This is a genomic window from Marinagarivorans cellulosilyticus (assembly GCF_021655555.1).
Taxonomy (GTDB): Bacteria; Pseudomonadota; Gammaproteobacteria; order Pseudomonadales; family Cellvibrionaceae; genus Marinagarivorans; species Marinagarivorans cellulosilyticus.
Window position 1 is genome coordinate 353,577 of the sequence record NZ_AP023086.1, and the last position, 26,677, is coordinate 380,253.

General features: G+C 47.3%; 22 protein-coding genes. 13 read left to right on the plus strand and 9 right to left on the minus strand.

Features of this window, described 5'->3' with window-relative positions:
• Positions 1 to 7 precede the first annotated feature (7 nt).
• Entirely contained in the window at positions 8 to 460 is a 453-nt protein-coding gene (locus MARGE09_RS01250) for a response regulator (RefSeq protein WP_236985554.1), read from the plus strand.
• Positions 461 to 520: 60 nt separating this feature from the next.
• Here MARGE09_RS01250 and MARGE09_RS01255 read toward each other — a convergent pair whose 3' ends face one another.
• The 4 genes from MARGE09_RS01255 to MARGE09_RS01270 form a co-directional block, all read right to left on the minus strand.
• Complete coding sequence (locus MARGE09_RS01255) at positions 521 to 1,753, minus strand: ISL3 family transposase (protein ID WP_236981837.1); 1,233 nt, start codon at positions 1,751 to 1,753, stop codon at positions 521 to 523.
• A 117-nt stretch (positions 1,754 to 1,870) separates the two neighbouring features.
• Positions 1,871 to 2,206, minus strand: coding sequence for a DUF4870 domain-containing protein (locus MARGE09_RS01260; RefSeq protein WP_236985555.1), 336 nt, complete (start codon positions 2,204 to 2,206; stop codon positions 1,871 to 1,873).
• Positions 2,207 to 2,220: 14 nt separating this feature from the next.
• Complete coding sequence (locus MARGE09_RS01265; protein ID WP_236985556.1) at positions 2,221 to 2,826, minus strand: YceI family protein; 606 nt, start codon at positions 2,824 to 2,826, stop codon at positions 2,221 to 2,223.
• 35 nt (positions 2,827 to 2,861) lie between these two features.
• Positions 2,862 to 4,052 (minus strand): GNAT family N-acetyltransferase, encoded by a 1,191-nt coding sequence (locus MARGE09_RS01270; RefSeq protein WP_236985557.1) that lies wholly within the window; start codon positions 4,050 to 4,052, stop codon positions 2,862 to 2,864.
• 218 nt (positions 4,053 to 4,270) lie between these two features.
• Here MARGE09_RS01270 and MARGE09_RS01275 point away from each other — a divergent pair, with 218 nt between their 5' ends.
• The 5 genes from MARGE09_RS01275 (at position 4,271) to MARGE09_RS01295 (ending at position 9,315) form a co-directional block, all read left to right on the plus strand.
• On the plus strand, positions 4,271 to 5,341 hold the full coding sequence (locus MARGE09_RS01275) for a peptidase M42 (protein ID WP_236985558.1): 1,071 nt from the start codon (positions 4,271 to 4,273) through the stop codon (positions 5,339 to 5,341).
• 4 nt (positions 5,342 to 5,345) lie between these two features.
• Positions 5,346 to 5,600, plus strand: a complete 255-nt coding sequence (locus MARGE09_RS01280; protein WP_236985559.1) for a DUF2164 domain-containing protein — start codon at positions 5,346 to 5,348, stop codon at positions 5,598 to 5,600.
• Positions 5,601 to 5,701: 101 nt separating this feature from the next.
• Positions 5,702 to 6,790 (plus strand): Gfo/Idh/MocA family protein, encoded by a 1,089-nt coding sequence (locus MARGE09_RS01285; protein ID WP_236985560.1) that lies wholly within the window; start codon positions 5,702 to 5,704, stop codon positions 6,788 to 6,790.
• A gap of 43 nt (positions 6,791 to 6,833) precedes the next feature.
• Positions 6,834 to 7,946 carry an SGNH/GDSL hydrolase family protein gene (locus tag MARGE09_RS01290; protein WP_236985561.1) on the plus strand — a complete coding sequence of 371 codons (1,113 nt, stop codon included), beginning with the start codon at positions 6,834 to 6,836 and terminating at the stop codon, positions 7,944 to 7,946.
• A gap of 112 nt (positions 7,947 to 8,058) precedes the next feature.
• On the plus strand, positions 8,059 to 9,315 hold the full coding sequence (locus tag MARGE09_RS01295) for a PAN/Apple domain-containing protein (RefSeq protein ID WP_236985562.1): 1,257 nt from the start codon (positions 8,059 to 8,061) through the stop codon (positions 9,313 to 9,315).
• 57 nt (positions 9,316 to 9,372) lie between these two features.
• Here MARGE09_RS01295 and MARGE09_RS01300 read toward each other — a convergent pair whose 3' ends face one another.
• A complete protein-coding gene (locus tag MARGE09_RS01300) occupies positions 9,373 to 10,296 on the minus strand; it encodes a M23 family metallopeptidase (RefSeq protein ID WP_236985563.1) in 924 nt (307 codons plus the stop codon).
• A 129-nt stretch (positions 10,297 to 10,425) separates the two neighbouring features.
• Between MARGE09_RS01300 and ptsP the strand changes: the two genes are divergently transcribed.
• Together ptsP and ptsG are read left to right on the plus strand one after the other, a co-directional pair.
• Entirely contained in the window at positions 10,426 to 12,954 is a 2,529-nt protein-coding gene (ptsP, locus tag MARGE09_RS01305) for a phosphoenolpyruvate--protein phosphotransferase (protein WP_236985564.1), read from the plus strand.
• 41 nt (positions 12,955 to 12,995) lie between these two features.
• Entirely contained in the window at positions 12,996 to 14,759 is a 1,764-nt protein-coding gene (gene ptsG, locus MARGE09_RS01310; protein WP_236985565.1) for a PTS glucose transporter subunit IIBC, read from the plus strand.
• A 92-nt stretch (positions 14,760 to 14,851) separates the two neighbouring features.
• Here the strand turns inward: ptsG and glnA are convergent, their stop codons facing one another.
• Positions 14,852 to 16,258: a glutamate--ammonia ligase gene (gene glnA, locus MARGE09_RS01315; protein WP_236985566.1), complete on the minus strand. Its 1,407-nt coding sequence runs from the start codon at positions 16,256 to 16,258 to the stop codon at positions 14,852 to 14,854.
• A 262-nt stretch (positions 16,259 to 16,520) separates the two neighbouring features.
• Between glnA and thiI the strand changes: the two genes are divergently transcribed.
• Positions 16,521 to 17,978 (plus strand): tRNA uracil 4-sulfurtransferase ThiI, encoded by a 1,458-nt coding sequence (gene thiI / locus MARGE09_RS01320; RefSeq protein ID WP_236985567.1) that lies wholly within the window; start codon positions 16,521 to 16,523, stop codon positions 17,976 to 17,978.
• A gap of 40 nt (positions 17,979 to 18,018) precedes the next feature.
• Entirely contained in the window at positions 18,019 to 18,459 is a 441-nt protein-coding gene (locus MARGE09_RS01325) for a hypothetical protein (protein WP_236985568.1), read from the plus strand.
• Positions 18,460 to 18,491: 32 nt separating this feature from the next.
• Here the strand turns inward: MARGE09_RS01325 and MARGE09_RS01330 are convergent, their stop codons facing one another.
• Both MARGE09_RS01330 and MARGE09_RS01335 read right to left on the minus strand, forming a co-directional pair.
• On the minus strand, positions 18,492 to 19,034 hold the full coding sequence (locus MARGE09_RS01330; RefSeq protein WP_236985569.1) for a glutathione peroxidase: 543 nt from the start codon (positions 19,032 to 19,034) through the stop codon (positions 18,492 to 18,494).
• Between the two features lie 119 nt (positions 19,035 to 19,153).
• Positions 19,154 to 19,891 carry an outer membrane beta-barrel protein gene (locus MARGE09_RS01335; RefSeq protein ID WP_236985570.1) on the minus strand — a complete coding sequence of 246 codons (738 nt, stop codon included), beginning with the start codon at positions 19,889 to 19,891 and terminating at the stop codon, positions 19,154 to 19,156.
• Between the two features lie 289 nt (positions 19,892 to 20,180).
• On the opposite strand from MARGE09_RS01335, the gene typA reads away from it, so the two are divergent.
• The gene (typA, locus tag MARGE09_RS01340) at positions 20,181 to 21,986 is read left to right on the plus strand and encodes a translational GTPase TypA (protein ID WP_236985571.1); all 1,806 of its coding nucleotides are present in this window, start codon (positions 20,181 to 20,183) and stop codon (positions 21,984 to 21,986) included.
• A 143-nt stretch (positions 21,987 to 22,129) separates the two neighbouring features.
• Complete coding sequence (gene htpX, locus MARGE09_RS01345) at positions 22,130 to 23,014, plus strand: protease HtpX (RefSeq protein WP_236985572.1); 885 nt, start codon at positions 22,130 to 22,132, stop codon at positions 23,012 to 23,014.
• Here htpX and MARGE09_RS01350 read toward each other — a convergent pair.
• The gene (locus tag MARGE09_RS01350) at positions 23,011 to 25,437 is read right to left on the minus strand and encodes a penicillin-binding protein 1A (RefSeq protein ID WP_236985573.1); all 2,427 of its coding nucleotides are present in this window, start codon (positions 25,435 to 25,437) and stop codon (positions 23,011 to 23,013) included. The genes htpX and MARGE09_RS01350 overlap by 4 nt on opposite strands.
• A gap of 171 nt (positions 25,438 to 25,608) precedes the next feature.
• On the opposite strand from MARGE09_RS01350, the gene MARGE09_RS01355 reads away from it, so the two are divergent.
• Positions 25,609 to 26,676: a pilus assembly protein PilM gene (locus MARGE09_RS01355; RefSeq protein WP_236985574.1), complete on the plus strand. Its 1,068-nt coding sequence runs from the start codon at positions 25,609 to 25,611 to the stop codon at positions 26,674 to 26,676.
• Position 26,677: the final 1 nt, after the last annotated feature.

A 26,677-nucleotide genomic window follows, 5' to 3' on the forward strand; every position in this document is an offset into this window, starting at 1 on the left:
GGGTGTTATGGGAGTACACAAGCATTATATGGCCAAAGTGCTGATAGCCGAGGATAACCGCGTAGAGGCTGCGCTGATAGAAAACATGCTAGAAGAGTTTGGCTGCGAGGTATTTAAGGCGCGCGGCTTAGATATTGTGGATAAACTAGATACCGCCTACGATCTTATTTTTTTAGATATCAATATGCCGGGTATTAGTGGCTTTTACATTGCTAATAACCTGAAAAATTCGGATGCGTGCCCACACAAAGCACCAATAATTTTGGTGTCTTCAGAGCCTTACACAGAAGAAATTAAAGATAAATGTGTTGAATCCGATGTGGACGGTTATGTGCAAAAGCCAATGACAGAAGCGCTGTTAGCCACGATTTTGGATGAATATGTACCCGATAAAGAAATATCATTATTGGCTACAGGAGCTGAAAACTCCAAGTTATTTCTGCGCAAGCGGCAAAGCTAAAGCCTTATTGTAAAAAGAAAAGGGCTCTTATTTGGCTCTTCTCCGCTTTAGTGAGGTGATCTAGTGGCTTCCATAGAACATGGATTGCTCGTCAGGCATCGATGATTGCCTTATTTTTAGCTTGAAGTACTCGGTATCCTTGATGCCTCTTGCTCGCTTGCGAATCATGCCAATGCTGACATTGCCGGCTTCAATTCTGGCGCTAGTCAGCCCGTGTTTTCCGTAGTTACAAATGCCTACGCTATGCTTCCTTAGTGACTTTGCAAATTTCTTGAGATAGAGCATATTCGTCTGTTCCGCGATGTCGCACCACTGCTCCAATGCATTCATCATGGCGTCATAATTCCCTGCATTCCACAAAGCTTGGAGCTGCTCTTTGAGTATATAAAGTGTATTGATATTGGAATTATTTTCGAGCAATGTCTGGAGTTTATTGGCTTGTTTATCATTTAACTTGTCGGCATTTTTTAACAACAGGTAGTGGGTACCTTTAAGCTGCTCTTTGCCTGCGCGATCCGCCTTTCTGAACTCGATCCTACGCTGATTGCTCATGGCTTTACTGTAGTTTTGCATCACATGAAACCGATCGAAAACAATGTCAGCATTAGGCAAGCATTCGCGTACCGATTTTTGATAGGCTGGCCCCATATCCATGGCTACCGCCTCTATGTTTTCAGCGGTTTGTGCTGGTAAGCGCTTTAGAAACGCTGTCAACACCTCGGCTTTACGGCCTGTCTCAACGCCAATTAAATGACCGGATTCCATGTCATAAATCACCGTCATATAATCATGGCCTTTGGCTCTAGCGACTTCATCGACCCCAAGATATTTTAAGTCAATTAATTTTTCAGGATTAAGTGCAGGCAACGTTTTCTCTAGGTGAAATTTATCCATATTTTTCACCGTTTCCCATCGTAGCTTTAGGTGCCGACTGACCGTGCTGATACTCATATGGCGACACAATCCGCTCACCAACTGGCAAAATCTTTGAGTATAGCGATTGCCTGTATCGACAAATTCGCAAGCCTCCATTAGACGCCTACCGCAAGTCGTCACAACTTGAGCGAGCTCAACTTCCAAATAGCACTCGAAGCCACACAAAGGGACATCACGGATCGTTCTGCGCAAGTATCGGTTGATGTTGGCCGCCTCATTACTTGACGGGTCAATCGCTCTATAACGACGGTCTCGCTTGCAGTGTATAGTCAATCTTTGCAGGGCCAAGTCATGCTGAACTTGTTTGACACGCTGACCAGGAAGGCTCAAAATTTTGCTGGAGATGTTAAGGCTCATATATTCGTTTAAGTGTAGTGGCGTGAGAACCTTACATTTCAACGGATATGGCGGGTCTTAGCATCTCTTTTTACCTCACTAAAGCGGAGAAGACCCTCTTATTTCAGAGCCCTTTTTTTATATCTTCATCACCAAAATTGCTGCAAACGTGCTCACAAAAGGCAGCTTAAATGGCCGCCCCAGTAATGATGTTACTAGTTGAATCAACCAAACGACTAAGGCGATAAGGCCAATAATCCGTAAGCTAAGTGGCCCTAGTAATGGAATAACGGGCAGTAGCACACCCAATATGCTGCAGGCACCAAAGAAAATAACAGATTGCGCGGCATGAAAGCGTACTTCTGCGTCTTTCTTTTCTATTAGTAAAAAAATAATGCCGCTAATCCAGTTAAACAGATAAGCCAAAAACATGGCTAAATTGCGGGGGATACCGGTGGATGATATTTGCATCATTGACCCTTGGCTCGTTATTTCTCGAGTGATAGTTGGACAGTAACGGGAATGCTACTTGCGATGGAATCTAGGCCGGCAAGCTCTTTGAGTTTATCAATACCAGGAATAAAGCCGAAGTCGGCCGCGTTAAGCAGTATCGGCGCGGTGGTATTCACATGCAAGCTGCCACCTTTTTGCGCATTTACTGTGACAGGTGCAGTTAAGCTGACTTTTTTACCGTGCAGGTTAAGTTCAAACGGTACCTGTAGCGTTTTATTTTTGCCGGCTTTTAGGCCTTTGAGTAATGTCGGGTCTATCTGAGCGCTAATGGTTGCTAGTGGGTATTTTGCGCTTTCGAATAGGTGCTCTTGCATGCGGGTATTGCGAATATCGATACCGGTATCGACAGAGGCTAAGGAAATATTCACAGTCAGGGCTCCGGCCTTGGTAAAGGTTCCTGCCAGTTCACCAAAGTGATGAACTTCCCCGATGTTGCCCTTTTTGATGCTCACAAACTGAATGTCGGAGGCTTCATTATTAATGCGCCAGTCTGCGGCTACACTTTGCGCAAATGCGAGCGAGCTAATAACGCTACCAAGTAACAGTGCTTTTAATAGGCTTTTTGGTTGAGTGGCTGTCATAAATATTCCTCTTATATCGAAGTGGGTGATGCGCGCTATGCCGTTGCCCCTGTGAGTATATTCGGGCTGGGTAGTTCTAGGGTTTCTTTAAAAGGTAGATAGCTACGGGCGTCGGCACAATACTGTCGGTTGTGTTGCTTTTCTTCAACTAAAAACTGGCTAATCGCGTGATTGAACTCGGGATGTGCCAGTTGATGAAACGATTGTGTGAGTACGGGCACAAAACCGCGTTGAATTTTGTGTTCACCCTGTGCCCCAGGGTCGAAGCGCTGTAGCTGTTGCTCGATGGCAAATTCAATGCCTTGGTAGTAACAGCATTCAAAGTGTAAGCCATCAAATTCTTCGGTGGCACCCCAATAACGGCCATAGAGAGTTTGGCTGTCGTAAAAATAAAGCGCGGCCGCAACTAGCTGGCTTTGCTGATAAGCGCGAACCAAAAGTGTGTTTTGTGGCAAGGCTTCACCAAGGCGTTGAAAAAAATCACTATTAAGGTAGCCGTTGTGGCCGCTGCGCTTTTGATAGGTGCGTTGATAAAGTTGGTGAAAGTCGTGCCAGTCTTGCGTGGTTAGCTGTGTGCCCGTGGTGCGCGTAATCACAAAATCTTGCTGGTAAACTTTGGCTCGCTCTTTTTTTATGTTTTTGCGTTTACGCGAGCTAAAGTCTGATAGAAAGGCATCAAAGTCAGAATAGCCGTGGTTAAACCAGTGAAACTGGCACCCTAAGCGCCGCTGTAAGCTACTGCTGGTATCTGTGGGCGCTGCTTCCTTGGCAAGTAAACTTGCTTGCTCTGCGCTAGGGAATAGCGAGTGAAAGCCCGAAAAACGGTTGCTTACAAGCTGCTCGTTAATTACCGCACGCATTTGTTGCATAGCGTGGTTATCGCGTACGGCAAAGCGCGGGCCTGTTGCTGGGGTAAAAGGGATGGCATTAAGCAGTTTAGGGTAATAGTGAATACCGTTTTGGTGGTAAGCATCGGCCCAGCTCCAATCGAAAACGTATTCACCGTAGGAGTGGCTTTTCACATACAGCGGCATAGCGCCAATTAACGCGCCGTTTTCTTTTAAGCTAAGGTGGTAGGGCTGCCAGCCGGACTTGGCACCGGTGCAATTGCTATCTTCTAGTGCCGCTAAAAATCCATGCTGAATAAAGGGGTAATCTGTTTGCCAAAGGGCTTGCCACTGGCTGGCTGGAATTGAATTAATACTGTTAGAGAATTCATACTGCATAGCGTACTCCCAAGGCTTGCACGCATTCTACGGAACTTCATAGGCTGGCGTCTAACCGTATTGCTCCTAGGCTACTATTAGCTTGTAAAGAGCGCGATACTTTTTGATTGTATGCTTGCGAATGCTGTGCAAAACTCGCGCATTCTAGCGTGCTTTGCTGCGTTGTTTAAAATGCATTTAGGCGTGCATCTTTCATTTTTCCATTTTGAGCTTACTGAATGACCTCTGCATTCTCGCCACTGCCCGGTGGTTTTATCGATATATTAGCGACTTTATTGCGTGAGCCGAGTGTGGTCGGTGCGGAACACGCTTTCTTTCGAGTTTTGCAGCGCGAGCTAGAAGAGCGTGGCGCGAAGGTCACTTGGTACGAAGGCCTTTTGGTGGCCCAAGGCGCTAAACCTCATTCGTTAATGTTATCGGCCCACGCTGATCGGCATGGTTTGATCTGCACCGGGCCAAATGAATTCCAATATGCGGCTTCTGTTGCAGGGGCCCGCTCCGATTTGCTGGGCAATTCCATTAGCGAAGAGCTAATGAAAAAAATTGCTACGCGCTTCAATGATAACCATGTATATGCCTATGAGCCTTGGTCAGGTGCGTATCGTGGCAAAGGTAAAATCACCAACGCCTATATCTGTGAATACCGCAATAACCTTATTTTTGAATTGGAGGGCTTAGAGCATGTTGTTGCCGGAACTCCAATTGCGTTTCGCGATAAGTTATACAAGGACGAGCACGCACTAGTCGGACAGTTAGATAATGTGCTTACGGTGGCAGCTTTAGTTTATTTGTTTGAGCTAGGGTTTGAGGGCACAGCTTTCTTTACAGCACAAGAAGAGGCGGGCAAAAGTTGGCGTTATTTGTTGGAGTGGTTCAGGCGTTTTGGCGGCTCGACCAACCAGTTAATCGTGGTTGATACCAGCCCGTTCCCAGACTTTAAAGCCGCACAGCACCAGCATTTGGTGTTGCGTAATAAAGATGCGAACGCCGAGTTTAATACCCCGTTAACAAAAACGTTGCAACAGCATTGTGAGCGCTTGGGTTATAGCGTGCTATACAAAGATGCCTATGTTGAGACGCATAATAAAATATTAATTGCGCGTGGCGAGGAACCTTCTTCGCTGGGTTCGACGGAGATGGGGCGCATTATTTCAGCGTCGCAAGGGTTAGTTGATGGCTCCACCTTGCAAATTCCTACCTCGGGTTACCACACAATGAAAGAGTCGGCGCCTATAGCATCGGTGACGGCGTTTTTAACCGTATTACAAGCATTAATAGCGAAAGGGTAATTCTTTGTCTGAAATTATTAAATTATCAGCAGATAGCAAAGCCGATATCGTTAAGAAGATTAAGTTGTATTTCCAGGAAGAGCTTCGGCAAGATATTGGCCAATTTGATGCTGAATTCTTATTGGATTTTTTCTCAGAAGAAGTGGGAGCTTACTATTACAATCAAGGTATTTTAGATGCGCGTGCGGTCTTACAGGCAAAGCTAGAAACTATTGATGATGCCTTGTATGAAATAGAGCGGCCGGTTGGTGGTATTTAGCTGTATTGTAGTTTTATTCATTTGATGCGCGCTGAAAAGTCGTTTGCGCGCTTAATGGTATGATGCCTTAATCGAATACCGCAAATTGTGAGGAGCTTGCTATGGCAACACGAAGAAACTTTATTAACGGTGCAACACTGTTGGGCGCCACGGCGTTATCTAACCGAGCGTTTGCTTTTGGTAAAGGGAAAAAGTTGGGTGTCGCGCTGGTAGGTTTGGGGCAATATAGTCGCGATTTGTTAGCGCCAGCATTACAGTTAACCTCGCACTGTGAGTTACGTGGCATTGTGAGTGGCAGCCCAGAAAAAGTGGTTGAATGGAAGAAAAAATATAATCTTAAAGATAAAAATATTTATCACTACGACAATTTAGACTCAATAGCGGATAACCCAGATATTGACGTTGTGTATATTGTTGTGCCAACTTATTTACACGAAAAATATGCAGTGATTGCAGCAAATGCCGGCAAGCACGTATGGTGTGAAAAACCAATGGCGATGAATGTTACGCAATGTCAAAATATTATTGCAGCGTGTGAAAAAAATAAAGTGAAGCTGAGTATAGGTTACCGTTTGCAACACGAGCCTAATACCCGCACAGTTATCAGTTACGCCAAGAAAAAACCATACGGTGCGATTAAGTCGGTTGTTGCGCAGGCAGGTTATGCCGGTAATGGATCTGAAAACCCATTGCATTGGCGCATGGATCGCACCCGTGGTGGCGGTGCTATGTACGATATGGGCGTTTACCCCATTAATGCTGCGCGTTACGCCGTAGGTCTAGAGCCTACTGCAATTACCGCCAAGCACGTTACGCCAAGGCCAGATATTTTTAAGCGCTGCGACGAAAGCAGTGTATTCACTTTAGAATTTCCCAGTGGAATTAGCGCTGAATGTGAGTGCCACGTGGGTAAAAATATCAACCTTTTAAAGGTTTCTGCCACAAAAGGTTGGTATGAATTAGACCCTATGCAAAGCTACAGCGGTGTAAAAGGCAAAACCAGCGATGGTATTTTGCTGAATAAAACGATTGCTAATCAGCAAGCCCAGCAAATGGATGATGATGCAGCCGCTATACTGGGAAATTCTCCTGTTATGGTGCCGGGCTTAGACGGTTTAATGGATATTCGTGTTGTGGAAGGTGCACTGGAGTCGGCCCGTTTGGGTGGTAAGCGCATTGTTCTAAGCTAGAATTTGAAGGGTAATATTTTAATAATCTTTAACAGAGTTGAATATGAAAATAATATCTCGCGTATTACCGTTAATACTATTGGCCACTGCTCTTGTATCTTGTAGTTCATTTTCAGGCAATAAAAGCGAAAGCAAAACGATGTCGGCTTCTTCAATCAATGTCATTAAAGCGAGTGATCCCCGCATTCATTATAGTGGCCGTATGCAATATAAAGATGGCGCAATGCGGTTCGATTGGGCGGGTGTTGAAATACGCTTTGCAATAAAAGGCAGTGCGTTTACGTTACTTATGGATGGCGGCGGAAGTGATTACAATATTGTAGTTAATGGTGAGGTTTTGCAAATATTGCGACCTGATGCTGGCATACAAGAGCATATCATCGCGTTACCGAGTAGTGCTAATTCAACGTCGCACGAAGTGATTATTCAGCGCCGTAATGATCCTCATTTTGGGGTTACAACCTTTCGCGGTTTAGCGCTTGATACGCAAGCTGAGCTATTGTCAAAGCCCGCGCTGAAAGCTCGGAAAATAGAATTTATCGGTGATTCCTATACGGTAGGCTACGGTAACGAGGGAACATCGACGCAGTGCGATAGCCTGCGACCCTATGAAAACAATGCGCTATCTTATGCTGCTCTTACAGCCTCTGCATTAGAGGCCGAAGCGCATATGAGTGCGGTATCGGGCCGTGGCTTGGTGCGCAATTACGGCGATAAAAACCGTGTGTCTGACGAGCCAATGCCTAGCCTGTACGGTCGTGTGCTTTTCCATGATGAAAATAGCGTTTGGGATTTTACGCAATGGCAGCCAGATGCGGTTGTTATTAAGCTTGGCACAAATGACTTTAGTACGGAGCCGCACCCTGATCATATTGTATTTCAACAGGCACTCACTGATTTAATCAATCGAGTAACGCAATATTACGGTGACACGCCGATCTTTTTATTGGCAGACAATTCAATGCCAGTCATTGTGGATTTGTATCGCAGTTACCATCAAAAAAATTATGCATCAAATAGCAAGGTTCATTATGTGGTGCTACCTAAACCTGCGTTGGAGCAGCTCGGCTGCGACTGGCACCCCAATGTGCAATACCACCAGCAGGCTGCCGCTATTTTGGCCCCTGTTATTAAAAAAGCATTAGCGTGGGATTAATCCGCCTCGACAAACTAATGCTGTAATGTGCGGTAATAACGTTTTTTTGTTGGTGAACTAATCTGTTGAAACTTGTTTATACAAGCCAACACACCACATTAGAGGAAACGTTATGCCGAAGATTAATGCCCAGTTTGCAATTAAAAATGGGAAAAGTTTAGTGGCGAGCCTTTTGGCATCGTCGTCTTTGTTTATTGTAATGCCGGCTTCTGCCGCCGGCTTTGTTAAAATCCCTAACTCTGCGATTAGCGGTTACAATAATAAACATCTAACGGGAGTTTCTGTACAGCAGTGTTCAAATGCATGTGTTACAGAAACAAGCTTTAGCTGTAAATCATTTGATTATTATAAAAATCAAAATGCTTGTGATTTAAGCGCCAAAAGTGCAGAGGATGTTGGCGGGCTAAAATACACCTATTCTGGTAACCCGTACGATCACTATGCTAAAACAACAGACTTTTCTCGTATTCCAAAGGCGGCCATTAGCGGTTATAACAACCGGCATTTAACCAACGTGTCGGTTGAACAGTGCAAAACAGCCTGTGAAGATGAATCTGAATTTATCTGTAAGTCTTTTGATTATTACAAAAGTCAAAATAAGTGTGATTTAAGTATCAAAAGTGCAGCGGATGTTGGTTTGAAATTTACCTATTCGGGTAACCCTTACGATCATTATGCCCGCAGTACGGACTCTATTTCTCCGCCACCTCCACCTCCACCAGAAGTCGATATTAGTTGTGTCGATTGGGATGGCACTACGCCGCAAGTGGGTGATTTGTTGCGCTTTAAAAATAAAGTGGTTAAAGATAAAAGTAATGGTCCCACAATTTATCGCGAAGATTTGGCCGGGTTATATTTGAAAAATGTATTGCACGGCAATGAGCCTGTTCCTAAGTTTGTAGGCGCTACAAGTGGCAGTGGCAACGATGTAGAAACCTTGTTTCATGTTGATGCGAGCCGCAGTACTAATTCTGGGCCTGAAATTCAAATCAGTTCGCCATGGGAAGGGCTGGCAACATCGTCTGATGTTGGTTTTAATCACGCAGAGCTAATCACTGACGAGCATTCTTATTGGTCGATCCATACGCGATGGATACGTTTGGCAAATAGTTATAGAGCTTGGACAGACCCTAATTGTGGCAGTTGCGCAGCTACCCTAAATGATAAAGTTCCACCAGTTGCCGTAATGCAGCGTTTGGCAGCGAATAATACCGCCTACAGCTGTGCGCAAGAATGGTATCCGGTTTATCAATTTGTTGGTTGCGATGATTATTATGTCAGTATTGGTGGCTATGGTGGTGAAACCAATCGCGAGCTAGCCGCTCAAGTGAATGATGTGAGCGTTGAGGTTTGCACCGTCACACAATAAATGAGTGAGTACTAGCCAAAAGCCAATAGCGCCTACCGCGCTATTGGCTTTTTCCATTTATGGGCAGGGGCAAATTTTTTGTTTGCGCTGTGGGGTAAAAGCGCCGCGAGCGTCTTCAAATTTAAACGCAATAGATTCTGTTTTAAACCCAGCGTTTTTGCGAATTACAAAATGTAAATGTGGCCCAGTGGAATAGCCGCTAGTACCCGATTGCCCTAACATATCACCCGCCGCCACGGTTTGCCCGGCTTTTACTGCTGCGCTACCCATAAGTAGGTGCGCGTAAGTGGCGTAGCTGCCATCTTCATGTAATACCGAAACCGTATTGGCCTTATCCAAAAAATAGGTGCGCGCGCCGCCAAAGGCGTAATCATCTTTTACGTGTATTACAGTGCCTTCACGCGCGGCGACAATATCGGTGCCAATGGGTAGCGCAAGGTCAACCGCGTACAGGCTGGGTTGTGTGTGGTGTGAAAACTGGCCATGAAAACTTTGTGATATGTAATGCTTGCTTGGTGAGCGAACAGGGAGCCGGTAATTCGCTAGCGATGGTTTTTTTGCGGGGTCGCCCCATACGTAACGGTAAGTAAAATGTGGCGTAGGCGCAGCGCCCGAATAAATGGTTTCGCGGCTATTACTCGGTACTATTAGGGTTGTATCAAGCTGTGAATATTCTTCAAAGCTAACCTGTATCTCAATTGGAATATGGAACGGGTTGAGCACATCGGCAATGTGCTGTTTATTGTGTATGCGGTAATCAAACTTAAGTTCGAAAGGGTTTTCTGGCGCGGCTTCGAATTCAAGCGTTTCTATTTTTGTTTTTTTGTCTTTAGGTGGTTTATCGCTAAATTGCCAGCGGCCATTGGCGTCCTGATATTTATAGACCGCAGCGAAAGTATCGGCACTGTAGTTAACTGGGCTAAAGAGTAAAACAAAGACAGCCAGCGAACGGTAGGTTTTGATAGTTTTGTGCGTATCCATGTGTTTTTTAACCTATTTATGCCTTAGTTTTCAGCGATTCTAGTGCCTGTGCCTTGCGCCGTTTTATGGCACCGGCTATGGTTGCCGCCAATCATAACAATAACAATCCAAGTATGAACGGGGGGTTGCATGCTTATTCAGGAATTGACGCTTACGGCGCCAATGAGTGGTCCAATGGTGCCACTGGAACAGGTCCCAGATCCAGTCTTTGCACAAAAGATGGTTGGCGATGGCATTAGTATTGATCCGATAACCTCGGAGCTAATTGCGCCTTGCGCCGGTGTTGTTTTACAAGTTCATCGCGCGCGTCATGCGGTGACTTTAAAAACGCCAGAAGGGGTAGAGATATTAATGCATGTAGGCATTGATACGGTGGCTTTAAAGGGTGTTGGTTTTACAGCGCACGTGGCCGAGGGTGATAACGTAGTGCCTGGTGATTTACTGCTGAGCTTTGATGCAGATTATGTCGCAACTAAAGCGACGAGCTTGTTAACGCAAATATTAATCACCAACGGTGAGCTGCTTAGCGGATTGGAGTATGGCAAAGGCGCAGCGGTTGCAGGCACTACGCCAGTTTTAACTTTAAAGCTTAAAGCGCCTGTTAATGTTGCACACAGCGATGCCGCCTCGGTAGTTACTGGGGCTAAAGTCTTTATTCCTAATCACCAAGGCTTGCATGCCCGCCCAAGCGCAACTTTAGCAAGCAAAGCCAAGTTTTTTTCCAGTGCTATTACCTTGCACAAAGGGAGCGCCAGCGCGAATGTTAAAAGTGTGGTGAGCTTAATGGGCTTGGAGTTAGATCGTGGCGATTGCGTGTATTTATCGGCGGCCGGCGAAGATGCAGAGCAGGCGATAGAAACGTTAACTGCCCTTCTCAATAGCGGCTTGGGTGAAGAGTGTGAGCCAATATCGGCTCCCGAAGCTTCACAAAATAACGCACCAGCGCAAAAGGTAGATGATGTTGTTTTGCCAGACGATGGCAAATTGTTCGGCGTGTGTGCTTCGCCTGGGCTTGCAGTGGGGCAGGTGTGGCAGTTACAACGGGCAGAGATTTCGTTGCAAGAGCAAGGCGAAGGCAAAGCGCTAGAGCAAGAATATTTTAGCCAAGCACAAGCCAAAGCCGATGCTGATTTACAGGCATTAACGCAGTCGGCGGCTAGTGACGAGCAGCGTGAGATTTTTAGCGCCCATCGTGAGTTGCTTGGAGACCCAGAGCTAGCAACTAAGGTGCTCGATTTAATTGCTCAAGGCAAAAGTGCAGCTTGGGCGTGGCATAGCGCATTTGAGGCGCAAGCCGAGCAGTTGAGCAAACTTAAAAATGTATTGCTCGCGGCGCGCGCGACGGATATGCGCGATGTTGGCCACCGCTTGCTTTCGCTATTAACAGGCGATGCGGAGCAAAGTGGGACTATTCCTGACAATGTAATTTTAATTGCTGATGATTTAACACCATCGGATACTGCCAAGTTGGATCCTAAGCGGGTTCTTGGCTTTTGCACTGCAACGGGAGGGGCCTCGTCCCATGTCGCTATTATTGCGCGCTCTTTAAATATCCCCGCTGTTGCCGGCATGGATAAGCGTGCGTTGTCATTGGCCAATGGCTTGCCGGTAATGCTGCGTGCCGATGATGGCATGTTGCACATCGAGCCTGCGCAGTCAGAAGTCGATCGCTTAGTGGGTGAGCGCGAAGCAGAAGACATTCTTGATGAAGCCGCGCTTATGGTGGCAACAGAGCCTGCGAAAACCCAGTGCGGTAAACATATTGAAGTGGTGTGTAATGTTGGCAACGTGGCTGATGTCGAAAATGCAGGCCAGTTTGGTGCTGAGGGGGTTGGGCTGCTGCGTTCGGAGTTTCTATTTATGCAGCGCACGCAGGCACCTACCGAGGACGAGCAATTTGAGGCCTACAGCAAGGTTGCAGCGGCCTTTGGTAAAAATCAAAATATTATTATTCGTACCTTGGATGTTGGCGGCGATAAGCCGCTGGCTTATTTGCCAATCGCGAAAGAAGAAAACCCCTTTTTGGGGATGCGAGGCATTCGTGTTTCCTTAGCAAACCAAGTGATGTTTAGGGTGCAGCTGCGCGCTATTTTACGGGCCAGTGGATTGGCCAACATCCATATCATGTTCCCTATGGTTACCACCTTAGACGACTTGCTTCAAGCGAAAGCCTTGCTGGAAGAAGAGCGCGTGGCGCTGGGAGTTAAGCCGATACCCATAGGCATTATGGTCGAGGTACCGAGCGTGGCGATGCTAGCAGAGCAATTTGCCGAGCATGTTGATTTCTTTTCTGTGGGTACAAACGATTTAACCCAGTACACACTGGCAATTGACCGCGGCCACCCCGAATTGGCCAAATCGGCAGACCCATTAAACCCTGCGGTATTAGCCATGATTGGTCGCGCTGTAGAGGGCGCGCATAAGCACAATACTTGGGTGGGCGTTTGCGGAGGGATTGCAAGCGACCCACTAGCAGTGCCGGTATTGTTAGGGCTGGGCGTTGATGAACTGAGTGGTTCTTTATCGTCTGTGCCGCGCATAAAGGCTGCTGTGCGCGATCAAAATATTGCCGAGTGTGAGGCGCTAGCCCAAAAAATATTGCGCGTAGGCAGCGCGGCGCAAGTGCGCGAATTGCTATTGGCACATAAGCAACACTAAACCTTATTCAAATAATAAAATTTCCATTAGAGGAAACGACTATGAAATTTTTAGATGCCGCTTTTGGCATGTTGCAACAATTTGGTAAGGCGGTGATGTTACCCGTGGCCGTATTGCCTGCTGCTGGCTTATTGCTGGGTATTGGTGCTGCGGATTACGCGATTTTGCCGCAGGTAGTGTCGCAGTTAATGGAGGCGGCCGGCGGCGCTATTTTTGGTAATTTACCGCTTCTGTTTGCTGTTGGTGTGGGAATGGGGCTGGCTAAAAATGATGGTGTGGCTGGTTTTGCTGCCGCGCTGTTTTATGCGGTTATGTTGGCGTCTTTGGGGGTTTTTGCCGGTGCACTCGGTTACGAAACCAAAAGTATTATGGGTATCCAATCGATCGATAGCGGCGTTTTTGGCGGCATGATATCGGGCGGTGTTACGGCGTTTTTGTTTAACCGCTATCACCGAGTTCAGTTGCCGGCTTACTTGGGCTTCTTTGCCGGCAAACGTTTCGTGCCGATTATTGCTTCCTTTACCGCTATTGCGGTGGGTGGCGTGATGAGTGTGGTTTGGCCGCCGATTGGAGGTTGGATTGAGACGTTCTCCGAATGGGCCTCGAAAGGTAACCCAATAATGGCTTTCGGCATTTATGGTTTTGTAGAGCGTTTGCTGATTCCTTTTGGTTTACATCACATTTGGAATAGCCCGTTCTTTTTTGAAGTGGGTAGCTTTGTTAACCCTGATACGGGTGAAGTCGTGAAGGGTGAAATACAGCGCTATATTGCGGGCGATCCAACAGCCGGTAACTTGGCGGGTGGCTTTCTTTTTAAAATGTGGGGCTTACCTGCAGCTGCGATTGCGATATGGCATACCGCGAAACCGGAAAACCGGGTGAAAGTGGGCGGTATTATGATTTCAGCAGCGCTAACATCATTTATTACCGGCATTACTGAGCCGATTGAGCTGGCTTTTTTGTTTGTGGCGCCAGTGCTGTATTTGATTCATGCGGTTCTATGCTCTGCGGCTTTCATGTTGTGTATTGAGTTGGGTATTAAGCACGGGACAACCTTTTCGCACGGTTTGCAGGACTTTTTGATTCTTTTCGGGCCCTCGCAAAACGCGTTGTGGTTTTTAGTTCTGGGTCCGATTTGGGCGGTGGTGTATTACGTGGCTTTCAGAGTTGCCATTGTTGGCTTCAACTTAAAAACACCGGGGCGTGAGTTAGATACCGCAGAGCTAGAGCGCGAAGATCGTGCCGGTGGTATTGCACAAGACTTAGTACTGGCGTTTGGCGGTAAGAGCAATATTACTGCGCTGGATGCCTGTATTACCCGTTTACGCGTTAGTGTGGTGGACATGGGGTTAGTTAATCAGCAGCAGTTAAAAGGCTTGGGGGCAACGGCTGTAGTGACCGTGGGCAATAATGCGCAGGCTATTTTTGGCCCACCATCAGAAAACTTGAAAACCGATATGGAAATTTACTTAGAAACCGCGGGGCCAGAAGCTGAGCTGAGTTCAGGTAATCAACCCACCCATATTCCGGCAGCTGCTGATATTGCCGAGACTGTAGTGGATGCCGATAGCGCTGAAAAAGCCGCGGCCATATTGGCTGCGCTAGGTGGGCAAGGTAACGTGACCCAGCTAGATGCCTTTGCAAAAACGCGCTTGCGGGTAGAGGTGAAAGACGCTTCGAAAGTTGACGAATCCACGTTAAGCGACTTGGGCATTACCGGCGTTATGAAGCTAGCTGGCGATGCATTGCATTTGATTGTAGGCGATAAAGCTGAGGCGTACGGAAAGGCGTTAGCTTCTAGGTAGCGTTGACAGGGCGGGGAGCGAAAGCTTCCCGCGCGAGCATAAAAAAGGGCGCCTTAATGGCGCCCTTAGTCGTTTTAGCTGCGAAGTGCAGATTAAACGCTGTAGTACAATTCGAACTCAACTGGGTGAGTTGTCATGTTGATGGCTTCAACATCTTGCTTCTTAAGCTCGATGTAAGCATCGATCGTGTCATCAGTGAATACGCCGCCAGCGGTTAAGAACTCACGATCTTTATCCAATGCATCCAACGCTTCTTCTAGTGAAGATGCAACAGTTGGGTATTCTGCTAACTCTTCTGGCTCAAGGTCGTACAAGTCCTTATCGGCTGAATCGCCAGGGTGGATCTTGTTCTTGATGCCGTCAAGGCCAGCCATCAACAAGGCTGCGAAGCACAAGTATGGGTTAGCGGTGCTGTCTGGGAAGCGAGTTTCGATACGCTTACCTTTAGGCGATGTTACGTAAGGAATACGGATAGAAGCAGAACGGTTACGAGCAGAGTAAGCCAAGATTACTGGTGCTTCGAAGCCTGGAACCAAACGCTTGTAAGAGTTGGTAGAGGCGTTACAGAATGCGTTCAAAGCTTTAGCGTGCTTGATTACACCACCAACGTAGTACAAAGCCATGTCTGAAAGGCCAGCGTAAACGTCACCAGCGAACTGGTTAGTGCCATCTTTAGTAATAGACTGGTGAACGTGCATACCAGAACCGTTATCACCAACTAAAGGCTTAGGCATAAAGGTCGCAGTTTTGCCGTAAGCGTGAGCAACGTTGTGAACACAGTATTTAAGAACCTGAACTTCGTCAGCTTTCTTAACAAGAGTGTTTGCGCCAACGCCGATTTCACACTGGCCAGCAGTTGCTACTTCGTGGTGGTGAACCTCAATGGTTAAGCCCATGGCTTCCATTGCGTTACACATTGCACCACGGATGTCGTGTAGTGAATCGACGGGAGGTACTGGGAAGTAGCCGCCTTTAATGCCAGGACGGTGACCTAAGTTGCCGCCTTCTACTTTCTGGCCGCTGGTCCATGCTGCTTCTTCAGAATTGATTTTGTAAAAAGCACCGCTCATGTCAGCGCCCCATTTTACGTCATCAAAGATGAAAAACTCTGGCTCTGGGCCAAAGAATGCAGTGTCACCGATGCCAGTAGAAGCCAAGTACTCTTCAGCACGTTTTGCGATAGAACGTGGGTCGCGCTCGTAACCTTGGCCAGTAGCAGGCTCAACAATGTTACAGCGAACGATAACGGTAGGCTCTTCAGTGAATGGGTCCAATAAAGAGGCATCGTCATCAGGCATAAGGATCATGTCTGATTCATTAATAGTTTTCCAGCCTTCGATAGAAGAGCCATCAAACATTTTGCCTTCGGTGAAGAAGCTTTCGTCCACTTCAGAAACAGGAATGGTTACGTGCTGTTCTTTACCTTTGGTATCGGTGAAGCGCAGGTCAACCCAGCGGGCTTCGTTTTCTTTTATCAGATTCAGAGTGTTCTCTGACATTTGGTGGCCTCCGTAATGGTCCAAACGGGATTTTTAGTATTAAAAAGTCAGGGCGAGTTATCACTGGCTTTCGGCCGCACAATCTAAGTGTTTATGGGGGAATTAGCAAGAGACAACAGGTGGCGGTTGAGTGGCAAGTTGTATGCCATAATAAGCGTTTGGCCGCAGGGGCTTGAAACTCCGGCGCAGGTATTCATTCTTCGTAAATTAAGTGTATCTATTTGGTGCATTTTGTATTTTTTGCATCATTTTGGTGATTATTATGCATTTTATTATTCGCTTGTTCCCCGAAATAACGATTAAAAGCCCTTCTGTCCGAAAAAGAATGGCTCGGCAACTGGCCGATAATATTCGGATTATTGTGCGACGGGAGTTTGCTTCTGCTCGTGTTCGCCAAGATTGGGATAAGCTGGATGTTAACGTTCGGGGGCATGAGGATGATGCCACAGCTTTAGCGATGACCCGTTTATTGTCGGGTATTCCAGGTATCGCTAACTTTGCCCGTGTACGCACGTTTGAAGCGGGTGACCTGCACAAGATTTATGAGGATACAGCCTCTATATGGGGGGCTGCACTTAAGGGGCATACCTTTCGTGTAAGAGCCAAGCGCACAGGGAATCATGCCTTTAGCTCGACTGAATTAGAGCAATACGTCGGCGGCGGATTAAATCAAAACTTTGAGTCGGCAGGGGTAAAGCTGCGTGACCCTGATATCACGGTGCAGCTTGAGCTTCGCGATGATGTTTTGTACGTTATTGAGGATAAGCATCAGGGCTTAGGTGGTTTTCCTATTGGCACGCAAGGCGATGTGATTTCACTTATTTCGGGTGGTTTTGATTCAACTGTCGCGAGCTATCAATGCGTTAAGCGTGGTTTGCGAACGCATTATTGTTTTTTCAACCTCGGTGGCAAAGCGCATGAGCTGGGGGTGAAAGAAATGGCGTATTACCTTTGGCACCGTTTTGGGTCGTCGCACCGGGTTAAGTTTATTACCGTACCTTTCGAGGGAGTCGTTAAGGAAATTCTCGAAAAAGTGGACCCGTCGTGTATGGGGGTTGTGCTAAAGCGATTAATGTTAAAGGCTGCCGAGCAGGTGGCTCAGCGAGCGAAGGCGGAGGCGTTGGTGACAGGTGAGGCGGTTGCGCAGGTATCAAGCCAAACGTTGACCAACTTAAAGTGCATTGATCAGGCGACCAGCGCGCTGGTTTTAAGGCCTTTAGCGCTGATGAATAAGGGCGACATTATTGATGTGGCTCGCGATATAGGGGCCGAGGCTTTGGCGGCAAGTATTCCTGAGTATTGCGGCGTGATATCTGTTAAACCATCGGCCTCATTACGCTTGCATAAGGTTGAGGAGGCGGAGGCGGCCATGGATATGTCCGTGCTCGAAGAGGCGTTAGAAAACGCTAAGGCTCAGTTAATTGACACTGTAATGGCGGATGTCGAAAAAGGGCAGGCGCAGGTCGATTCTGTTGCGCAGCCGCTAGAAGGCGATGTTGTTATTGATATTCGCCACCCTGAAGAAATCGAAATAAAGCCATTGGTCCTCGATCCGGCAGCGCTTGTGATCCCCTTCTATAATCTAAATGAGGCTTACTCTAAGCTGGATGCCACTAAGCGGTATTTGCTGTTTTGTGACCGCGGTGTAATGAGTGAGCTGCATGCATCTTATTTGAAGGATGAGGGGCATCGTAATGTGGCGGTGTATCGTCCAGATTAGTGAGGCGGCTACCTGAGCGCCTCTTCAACAAAAGGCGCTTATGGTTCGTGCAAAAAAGGCTAATCAGAACATACGAACCGCATTAGCTATGGCGTTAGTGATTATTAGCGTGGCTGTGGCTTCGTGGTTTTATATGCAGCACTTTTCTGCCGGTGGGCGTAAAGTTTATCGCAATGTGACCTTCACAGATGCATTGCTCGAGTGCCAAGCTTTTACTGCTGAGCGCTACGGGCCGCGCTTAAAGCGCTTAACCATGGATAGTCATTCTAGCCGCTGGGAGCAGCGCTTAGGTGTCTATAAGGTCTTTTTTACAGCCACAATGCAGGCTGGTCCAGACCCTGCCGATACGCGTGAATACTGGGTCGCGTGTGATGTGAGTGGGGGCGCCGGTAAGGTGAGGGACTTTGACATGCTAGAAGATAAAGGCGGGAAAAGTGAAGTGCAGCGCCGCAACGATGGCGGCATGTTTGGTTGGCCATAGCCATAGATATCATTGCGCTGCTGTGCCTTTACTTAAAAGCTAAGTGATTGTTGCACGGCTTTTTCAAGTTTTGAATCCATTGGGCTTGTCATGCTGCCGTAGTGGGTAACATTGCCTTGGCTATCGATAAGGTACTTATTGAAATTCCAGCTTGGCTTTTGCGTTTTGGCGGCAAGGTATTTAAAGGCTGGATTCGCAGCTTCACCTTTTACGGCTGTGTGTTCGAACATAACAAATGTAACGCCGTAGTTTTCATAGCAAACTCGCGCAGTACCTTCTTCGCTTTTCTCTTCTTGTTTGAAGTCTGCACTTGGGAAGCCAATGACTACCAGGCCTTTTTCACCATATTGTTTGTGAAGCTCTTCTAAGCCTGCGAATTGCTTAGTAAAGCCGCAGTGGCTAGCAGTATTCACAATCAGCGTTGCCTTGCCTTCTTTATGAAGTTCACAGAGATTTGCATTTTCTTTGCTGTGGAGTTTGCGAAGGCTCTGATCAAATGCCTCTGGGCATTCGCTGGCGCCTGCCGTGGCTGTGATGGCGAACAGGGCGATGAGAGCGGTGATTTTATTGCGCATAAGTTTCTCCTGACTTGTTGCCTAGCTACGTATCGTTGTGTGATTTAGATTGGCTAGCTTTTACACAGGCAACAAAAAAGCCCCATAGGGCTTTTTTGTTGCTTTGCCATTATCACGGTTTAAAAGCTATAGTTGACTCCGAGTGTGACACCGTTAATTCTCAAGGTCGTATCGCTATCGCCAACAGGTAATGATTGAACTAGGTTTTTATACTCTATGTTAAATACATAGCGGTCTTTAAAATAGAAACCTACACCCACACCCATAGAAAAAGAGCCCTCTGATTCAGAATATTCGACTGGTTCATTGGTGGTTGTGTTGCCTGAGCCCTCAACATAAGACCAAGTTGCGGGGTCATTAATATCTCCAGTGTAGTCGCCTTGGTAGGTTGAGCTTGCTTCACTAAAGTCTGCATCAAACATTGTGTAGCCAATCAGCCCATAAACCACTGCCACGTCATTTTTCATTTGTGGCTTAAGGTAAATGCTACCGTAATAATTGAGCTCTGCCTTGATGGGCATGCGTATTTCTGTGTACCGAATTGCCTCCATTGTTTCTGGAGGCGTTGTCGTTGAGTCTGGATCGTTGATAGTGACTTCGGATGAGTAGTTGCCGCCTAAGTCTTCAGTTTGCCGCTCTACACCGAAGCCGAATCTCGCTTCTACAGCTAACCATGGCAGAGCTTCATAACCGAATGCCCCCTCTAAAGAAGACAGATTAAAATTAGTGTCCCCGGTTGATTTGTCAGACACTTTCCAGAAACTGCCGGCTGCGCCGGCGTAAAACTTTCGTTCATCTGCAGCGTTAGCGCCCATGGCCAGAGAGGTAGAAAGGGCGATCAGCAATAGCTTTTTCATGACTTTGGTGTCTCCAAGGGTTAGCGCTTCTGCGCTGTTCGTTATTGTAGGTTCCCACGCCAGACTCTGGCCTAGTAATAGCTCAAGTATTCGGTGAATTTACGAGATTGTCAAACATACCTTAAGAGAGATGCGACAAAGGTCGGATGGTGGCTATCGCCGGCGCGGATAGATAGCTATAATGCGCGCCGGAAAAACGCTCTAGATCCTTCCTTTTATTTCATATAAGAGCAAGCATAGCTGCTCTTACCGAAAGTCAGTCCTTTTTTTACACTCCTTGAGGTGTTCTGTGATAGATAATTTGCGCAATGTTGCCATCATTGCCCACGTAGACCATGGCAAAACCACGCTAGTAGACAAATTGCTCCAGCAGTCTGGCACCCTCGACCGTAAGGATCAAGGTGCTGAGCGCGTTATGGATTCTAACGACCAAGAAAAAGAGCGCGGCATTACCATTTTGGCTAAAAATACAGCTATTCAATGGAATGATTACCGCATTAACATCGTGGATACCCCTGGTCACGCCGACTTTGGTGGTGAAGTGGAGCGCGTACTGTCGATGGTTGACAGCGTATGTTTGTTGGTTGATGCCGTCGATGGGCCAATGCCGCAAACACGTTTTGTTACATCAAAAGCCTTCGAACAAGGTTTGCGTCCTATTGTTGTTATCAACAAAATTGACCGCCCAGGTGCGCGGCCTGATTGGGTTATGGATCAGATCTTTGATTTGTTTGATGCTCTTGGTGCCACCGAGGAGCAGTTAGACTTCCCTGTAGTTTATACCTCGGCGCTGAATGGTATTGCTGGTTTAGACCCAGAAGAAATGTCCGAAGACATGACGCCTTTGTATCAAATGATTGTTGATCAGTGCCCGGCACCTAAAGTAGACCCTGAAGCCCCCTTCCAAATGCAGGTTTCTGCCCTAGCTTACGATAGCTATGTAGGTGTTATTGGTGTGGGCCGCATTACCCGCGGTACGCTTAAGCCTAACCAGCAGGTGATTGTGAAATCCGCTGATGGCAGAGAGCGCAAAGGCAAGGTACTAAACGTAAAAGGTTACTTGGGTTTAGATCAGGTTGAAACTCAGCTTGCGCAGGCTGGTGACATCGTATGTATCAACGGCATCGATGGCTTAAGCATTTCAGACACCCTGTGTGACCCAGAAAACGTAGAAGCATTGCCAGCACTGAGTGTTGATGAGCCAACCGTTAGTATGACGTTTATCGTGAATGACTCACCTTTTGCGGGTAAAGAAGGTAAGTTCGTTACTACGCGAAATATTAAAGACCGTCTGGATCAAGAGTTAATCCACAATGTAGCATTGCGCGTTAAGCCTGGTGATACGCCCGATAAGTTTATTGTTTCTGGCCGTGGTGAGCTTCACTTGTCTGTACTCATTGAAACCATGCGCCGTGAAGGTTTCGAGATGGGGGTTTCCCGTCCAGAAGTTGTTCAGAAGGACGTTGATGGCGAAATTCATGAGCCCTTTGAGCAAGTTGTTATTGATGTGGAAGAGCAGCATCAGGGCTCTATTATGGAAGAAATTGGCTTGCGTAAAGGTGAGCTGACCAATATGGAGCCTGATGGCAAAGGGCGTGTACGCCTTGAGTTTATTATTCCTTCGCGTGGTTTGATCGGCTTCCGTGGTGCGTTTTTAACCATGACATCTGGCTCGGGCATTATGACAAGTATCTTTGACCACTACGGTCCCGTGAAAATGGGTGATGTTGTGAGTCGCCAAAACGGCGTGCTTGTCAGTATGGTCAAAGGGAAAACAGCAGCTTATTCGTTGTTTAACCTACAAAGCCGGGGCCGCTTATTTTTGGGGCATGCGATTGATGTCTATGAAGGTCAAATCATTGGTATTCACTCGCGTGATAACGACTTGGCAGTTAACCCCATTAAGGGTAAGCAGTTAACGAACGTACGTGCATCGGGTACTGATGAAGCCTTGACGCTAGTGCCGCCTATTAAGCACACATTAGAGCAAGCTTTAGAGTTTATCGAGGATGACGAGTTGGTTGAAGTAACACCGGTAAGCATTCGCTTGCGCAAAAAGCTATTAACCGAAAATGAGCGTAAACGCGCAAAGTAATTGGTTTGAATATTTGAAGAAAAGGCTGCTTTTGCGGCCTTTTTTTTGGCTTGAGTTTTTGTTAGTCGCAACCATATTGGCTTGCGGTATGAAGTGTTTAGCCTGAAATGGTTCGGGCTAAAAAATAGGTGAGGTTATTGATCATGATGCGGATTGCGCTTTTTTTGGGGACCAACTTAGCGGTTATTTTGGTGGCGAGTTTAACGCTGAATTTATTAGGGGTTGGACGCTATCTCGATCAAAGTGGCGGGTTAGACCTTCAGGCCCTTTTGGCTTTCTGTGCTGTATTTGGTTTTTCTGGTGCGCTAATTTCTCTTTTGCTATCGAAGTGGATGGCGAAAATGAGTACTCGAACAGTCATCATCAAGCAACCGCGCAATGCTGAAGAGGCCTGGTTGCTTGAAACGGTTCGACAGATGTCGGAAAAAGCGGGCATTGGCATGCCGGAGGTAGGCATCTTTCCCTCTCAGCAATCGAATGCTTTTGCGACGGGTTGGAATAAAAATGCTGCTTTGGTAGCGGTGAGTCGTGGTTTGCTCGACCGCTTTACGCGTGATGAGGTGCAAGCGGTGATGGGGCACGAGATTGGTCATGTTGCGAATGGCGATATGGTCACGCTAGCGCTGATTCAAGGTGTGGTGAATACATTTGTCATGTTCTTTGCGCGTATTATTGGTCATGTTGTAGATCGCGCCATTAGCAGAGATAACAACGGTCACGGTATTGGGTTTTATATCGCAACGTTCGTTGCCGAGATGGTACTGGGGATATTGGCGAGCATGATCGTGGCTTGGTTTTCTCGCCGGCGTGAGTTTCGGGCCGATATTGCCGGTGCGCAGTTGGCGGGTTCTGGTGCAATGGTTGCGGCACTGCAACGCTTGCAGCAGGAAACCCAAGCTAAGAGCACCATGCCAGATAGCCTAAGCGCTTTTGGGATCACGAGTGGTTTTTCTAAACGCTTTGGCAGTGCTTTGGCTACGCACCCGCCGTTAGCTGATCGAATAGCTGCCCTCAGGGCGGGAGCTTAAAACACCTCCTCGTGATACCGAATGGCATCGCTGGGGATATTCTGTTGTTGTTCTTGCTTTGGGTGCGGGGCGTTTTCGGCCCTGAAGACCTCAAATATGGCATCTGGGTCGTCGATGCGTGCGCGCTCACCTGTTTCAGGGTTGATGCGCACAGAAACGATGCCAGCCGGTTGTGGCAGACGGTATATCGGACGCTCTTCAAGGGCGTCCTGCATGAAATCTATCCATATCGGTAGCGCCGCTGAACCGCCAAACTCTCTCACCCCTAAATTGCGGTTATCGTCAAAGCCCACCCAGGCTGTGGTGACAAGCCCACCGGCATAGCCTGAAAACCATGCATCAGTCGGACCGTTAGTGGTGCCCGTTTTGCCCGCCAGATCTTCGCGGTTGAGTACTTTGGCTTTGGTCGCGGTGCCGCGGCGCACGACGTCGCGCAGCATAGAATCCATGAGGTAGGCGACTTCTTCGCTGATCACGCGAGGTGCTTCGGTTAATTCGGGTGTTGCTCGGGTTATTTTTTGGGTGCGCGTAGTTAAACTGAAAGCGTCTCTATCAAATTGGAAAGGCGCGTTATTCATACAGGGTTGCGTTAAGCAAACATTTGAGCGCGCGCTACGGAAGATGGCTTCGCCGGTATCATTGACGATGCTATCAATTATGAATGGTGAGACTTTGTAACCGCCATTGGCAAATGTGGCATAGCCGGCTGCGATGTCATACGGTGTAATCGCATAACTGCCCAGCGCTAGAGAGAGGTCCCTGGGGAGTTTTTCGGGGTCGATACCAAATCGTGCGATATCTTTTATGGCCTTATTGATTCCCACGTTGCGCAATACGCGAATGGAAACCAAGTTGCGTGATAAATAAAGTGCTTTGCGCAAGCGAGTTGGGCCGTAGAACTTTCCACTAGAGTTCTCTGGCCTCCATGTGCTTTCTAGTTCGTTATCGTCAAAAACCACCGGTGCATCATTGATAAGAGTCGCTGGAGTAAAGCCGTTTTCTAAGGCGGCAGTGTATAAAAACGGTTTGAAGTTTGAGCCTGGTTGTCTTTCTGCTTGAATAACGCGGTTAAAGCTACTTAGCCCAAAATGGTAACCGCCGACTAACGCCACCACTTCACCCGAAAACGAATCAATTGAGACGAGCCCTGCTTGTGCTTCGGGAATTTGGGTTAGTGTCCAGCCGTTAGTGGTTGCTTGAAGGCGAATAATGTCGCCAGCTTTAAACAGGGCGTGCGGTGTTTCTGGGGCTGGAGTGGTGATGTTCTCACTTTTGTACAGCCGTAACCCGTCTGCAAGGTTGGCCCAAGATAGCGTTGCTGTTTCGTTGCGAGAAAAATAAACCTCAATGGCGTCGTCGTTGACTTTGGATACGAGGGCTGGTGTTAAGTCGTAAACGAGAGGGCGTTGCTCAAGGGCTTCTAATTGTTGCTCGAGGTCAGTGGCTTCTGTTCGTCGCTCTGGTCCGCGATAACCGTGGCGTCTATCGTAAGCGCTTAGGCCTGCGCGAATTGCGCTCTGCGCGCTGGCTTGTCGCTCACTATTGATCGATGTGTAGACGCTATAGCCGTCAGTGTAAGCCTTCGGCCCCAGCAAGTTAATAGCCTGTTGGCGGGCGACCTCAGCTACGTAGGGGGCGTTAAAATCCAGCTGGTGGCGATGGTATTGTGCGGTGACAGGTTCGCTTAAGGCTTGATTTAACGTGTCGTTGTCAATTTTTCCTATCTCGGCCATGCGATGAAGAATCCAATCGCGTCGCTCTTTGGCGCGCTCTGGGTTACTCAGTGGATTCCAAATCGAAGGCGCTTTGTAAAGCCCTGCCAATGTTGCAAGTTGTGCGGTGCTTAAATCGGCTATATCTTTTCCGTAATACGTTTCTGCCGCGGCTTGGATGCCGTAGGCTCGACTGCCCATAAACATTACATTTACGTAAAGTTCGAGAATTTCGGGCTTGCTTAGTTCTTCTTCAATGCGCAGGGCTAACAAAATTTCGTTGAACTTTCTTTTGAAGTGCTTCTTTTTATTGAGAAAAAAGTGGCGGGTAACCTGCATGGTAATGGTCGATCCTCCGGATTTTTTTTCACCGGTGATCAATAAATGTGAAACGGCTCTCATAAGCCCTTTTATTGATACGCCGTTATGGGAGTAGAATTCTTCATCCTCTGCTGCAAGCAGGGCATCGATATAGCGTTCGGGAATATCTTGGTAGCGAATGGGAGTTCTGCGTTGCTCGCCGAATTCACCAATTAGTTTGTTATCGGCTGAGTAAACCCTTAGCGGGGTTTGGAGTTTGACCTCCCGAAGACTTTCGACAGAAGGTAATGCTGGGCTGAGATATAGGAACATCCCTGCTAAGCTTAAGGTGGTGCCGCCGACCAAGGTCAATGCGAGCCAAATAATAATACGTAATAATGATTTAAGCATTGTCTTTGCGGATATAAACGACAGCAAATGTCGTTGTAGGGTTAGCTATGATGTACGAAGGCTTCACAGTATATAGCCTTTTACATCTCTGCATAGGTCGAGTACTGTTGCAGGTGCGAACTCAAGTGCTATAACATTAACAGCAGCTCAATAGCGGATAAGAATATTAAAATGAGTGTTCTCAGCTTTCTAAGCAAAAAAAGCAAGCCGTTGCTCGGTTTGGATATCAGCTCGACGACAGTAAAAATGATAGAGCTCACCAAGCATGGCGATAGCTATCGTGTGGAGAACTACTCTGTGAGGCCGCTGCCTCCGGGGGTTGTCGTTGAAAAAAATATCAGTGATGTCGATGCTGTCGCGCAGGTTGTGAAAGCAACGATTCAGCAAGCGCGTACCAAAGTGCGTGATGTCGCACTGGCAGTGCCCGGTTCGGCTGTTATCACAAAAACCATCGAAATGCCGGCTGGTTTAACTGACGACGCAATGGAATTGCAAATTTCATTGGAGGCTGATCAGTATATTCCTTACCCTATAGAAGAGGTTTCAATCGATTTCGATGTTCTCGGCCCTTCTGAAAAATCTCCTGAACAAGTCAACGTTCTGCTAGCGGCTTGCCGTAGTGAAAATGTTGAGACACGTGAAGCGGTTATGGAGTTGGCTGGGCTTACTGCAAAAGTTGTCGATGTTGAAGCTTATGCCCTTGAGCGTTCTTTTGATTTGCAAGCAGACCAAATTGACGGAGCCTACGATAAAGTGATTGCTATTGTTGATATAGGGTCAACAATGACTACGCTGAGTGTATTGGTTGAGGGCAAGATTGTTTATGCTCGCGAGCAGTTATTTGGCGGCAAGCAGCTTACAGAGGAAATTCAGCGCCGTTATGGCTTGTCTGAAGAGGAGGCTGGTTTAGCTAAGCGTCAAGGGGGCTTGCCTGATGATTACGAGGCTGAGGTGTTGGAACCCTTTAAAGATAGTGTGGTTCAGCAGGTTACGCGCTCGTTGCAGTTTTTCTTCTCCTCGAGCCAGTACCATGAGGTCGATCATGTTTTGTTAGCCGGTGGCGTTGCTTCAATGGATGGTTTATCTGACATGGTGGAAGATAAGCTTGAAACCCACACAACGGTTGCAAACCCTTTTGCTAATATGTCGGTGTCTTCGAGAGTGAATTCTGCTGCATTGGCTAATGATGCTCCTTCATTAATGATTGTGACGGGCTTGGCGTTAAGGAGCTTTGATTAAG